The sequence below is a fragment of the Escherichia sp. MOD1-EC6162 genome, assembly GCF_002965125.1.
GTDB lineage: Bacteria > Pseudomonadota > Gammaproteobacteria > Enterobacterales > Enterobacteriaceae > Escherichia > Escherichia marmotae.
On sequence record NZ_PTSB01000068.1, the window covers coordinates 1 to 1,954 of the forward strand.

At 51.5% G+C, this 1,954-nt stretch carries 2 protein-coding genes; both read left to right on the forward strand.

The genetic code is table 11. The features are described 5' to 3' along the window. Positions 1–86: 86 nt before the first annotated feature. Positions 87–1,109: an IS21-like element IS100 family transposase gene (gene istA / locus A9587_RS24085; protein ID WP_105270265.1), complete on the forward strand. Its 1,023-nt coding sequence runs from the start codon at positions 87–89 to the stop codon at positions 1,107–1,109. Then, positions 1,106–1,888, forward strand: a complete 783-nt coding sequence (gene istB, locus A9587_RS24090; RefSeq protein ID WP_001317493.1) for an IS21-like element IS100kyp family helper ATPase IstB — start codon at positions 1,106–1,108, stop codon at positions 1,886–1,888. The genes istA and istB overlap by 4 nt, the downstream gene beginning before the upstream one ends. Positions 1,889–1,954 lie beyond the last annotated feature (66 nt).

The window sequence follows — 1,954 nt, forward strand, 5'->3', positions numbered from 1 at the left end:
TGTCACGAACGGTGCAATAGTGATCCACACCCAACGCCTGAAATCAGATCCAGGGGGTAATCTGCTCTCCTGATTCAGGAGAGCTTATGGTCACTTTTGAGACAGTTATGGAAATTAAAATCCTGCACAAGCAGGGAATGAGTAGCCGGGCGATTGCCAGAGAACTGGGGATCTCCCGCAATACCGTTAAACGTTATTTGCAGGCAAAATCTGAGCCGCCAAAATATACACCGCGACCTGCTGTTGCTTCACTCCTGGATGAATACCGGGATTATATTCGTCAACGCATCGCCGATGCTCATCCTTACAAAATCCCGGCAACGGTAATCGCTCGCGAGATCAGAGACCAGGGATATCGTGGCGGAATGACCATTCTCAGGGCGTTCATTCGTTCTCTCTCGGTTCCTCAGGAGCAGGAGCCTGCCGTTCGGTTCGAAACTGAACCCGGACGACAGATGCAGGTTGACTGGGGCACTATGCGTAATGGTCGCTCACCGCTTCACGTGTTCGTTGCTGTTCTCGGATACAGCCGAATGTTGTACATCGAATTCACTGACAATATGCGTTATGACACGCTGGAGACCTGCCATCGTAATGCGTTCCGCTTCTTTGGTGGTGTGCCGCGCGAAGTGTTGTATGACAATATGAAAACTGTGGTTCTGCAACGTGACGCATATCAGACCGGTCAGCACCGGTTCCATCCTTCGCTGTGGCAGTTCGGCAAGGAGATGGGCTTCTCTCCCCGACTGTGTCGCCCCTTCAGGGCACAGACTAAAGGTAAGGTGGAACGGATGGTGCAGTACACCCGTAACAGTTTTTACATCCCACTAATGACTCGCCTGCGCCCGATGGGGATCACTGTCGATGTTGAAACAGCCAACCGCCACGGTCTGCGCTGGCTGCACGATGTCGCTAACCAACGAAAGCATGAAACAATCCAGGCCCGTCCCTGCGATCGCTGGCTCGAAGAGCAGCAGTCCATGATGGCACTGCCTCCGGAGAAAAAAGAGTATGACGTGCATCCTGGTGAAAATCTGGTGAACTTCGACAAACACCCCCTGCATCATCCACTCTCCATCTACGACTCATTCTGCAGAGGAGTGGCGTGATGATGGAACTGCAACATCAACGACTGATGGCGCTCGCCGGGCAGTTGCAACTGGAAAGCCTTATAAGCGCAGCGCCTGCGCTGTCACAACAGGCAGTAGACCAGGAATGGAGTTATATGGACTTCCTGGAGCATCTGCTTCATGAAGAAAAACTGGCACGTCATCAACGTAAACAGGCGATGTATACCCGAATGGCAGCCTTCCCGGCGGTGAAAACGTTCGAAGAGTATGACTTCACATTCGCCACCGGAGCACCGCAGAAGCAACTCCAGTCGTTACGCTCACTCAGCTTCATAGAACGTAATGAAAATATCGTATTACTGGGGCCATCAGGTGTGGGGAAAACCCATCTGGCAATAGCGATGGGCTATGAAGCAGTCCGTGCAGGTATCAAAGTTCGCTTCACAACAGCAGCAGATCTGTTACTTCAGTTATCTACGGCACAACGTCAGGGCCGTTATAAAACGACGCTTCAGCGTGGAGTAATGGCCCCCCGCCTGCTCATCATTGATGAAATAGGCTATCTGCCGTTCAGTCAGGAAGAAGCAAAACTGTTCTTCCAGGTCATCGCTAAACGTTACGAAAAGAGCGCAATGATCCTGACATCCAATCTGCCGTTCGGGCAGTGGGATCAAACGTTCGCCGGTGATGCAGCACTGACCTCAGCGATGCTGGACCGTATCTTACACCACTCACATGTCGTTCAAATCAAAGGAGAAAGCTATCGACTCAGACAGAAACGAAAGGCCGGGGTTATAGCTGAAGCTAATCCTGAGTAAAACGGTGGATCAATATTGGGCCGTTGGTGGAGATATAAGTGGATCACTTTTCATCCGTCGTTGACA

What these genes read in the sequence shown, in the direction of transcription:
- istA (WP_105270265.1), top strand. Translation starts at nt 87, where the DNA reads ATGGTCACTTTTGAGACAGTTATGGAAATTAAAATCCTGCACAAGCAG.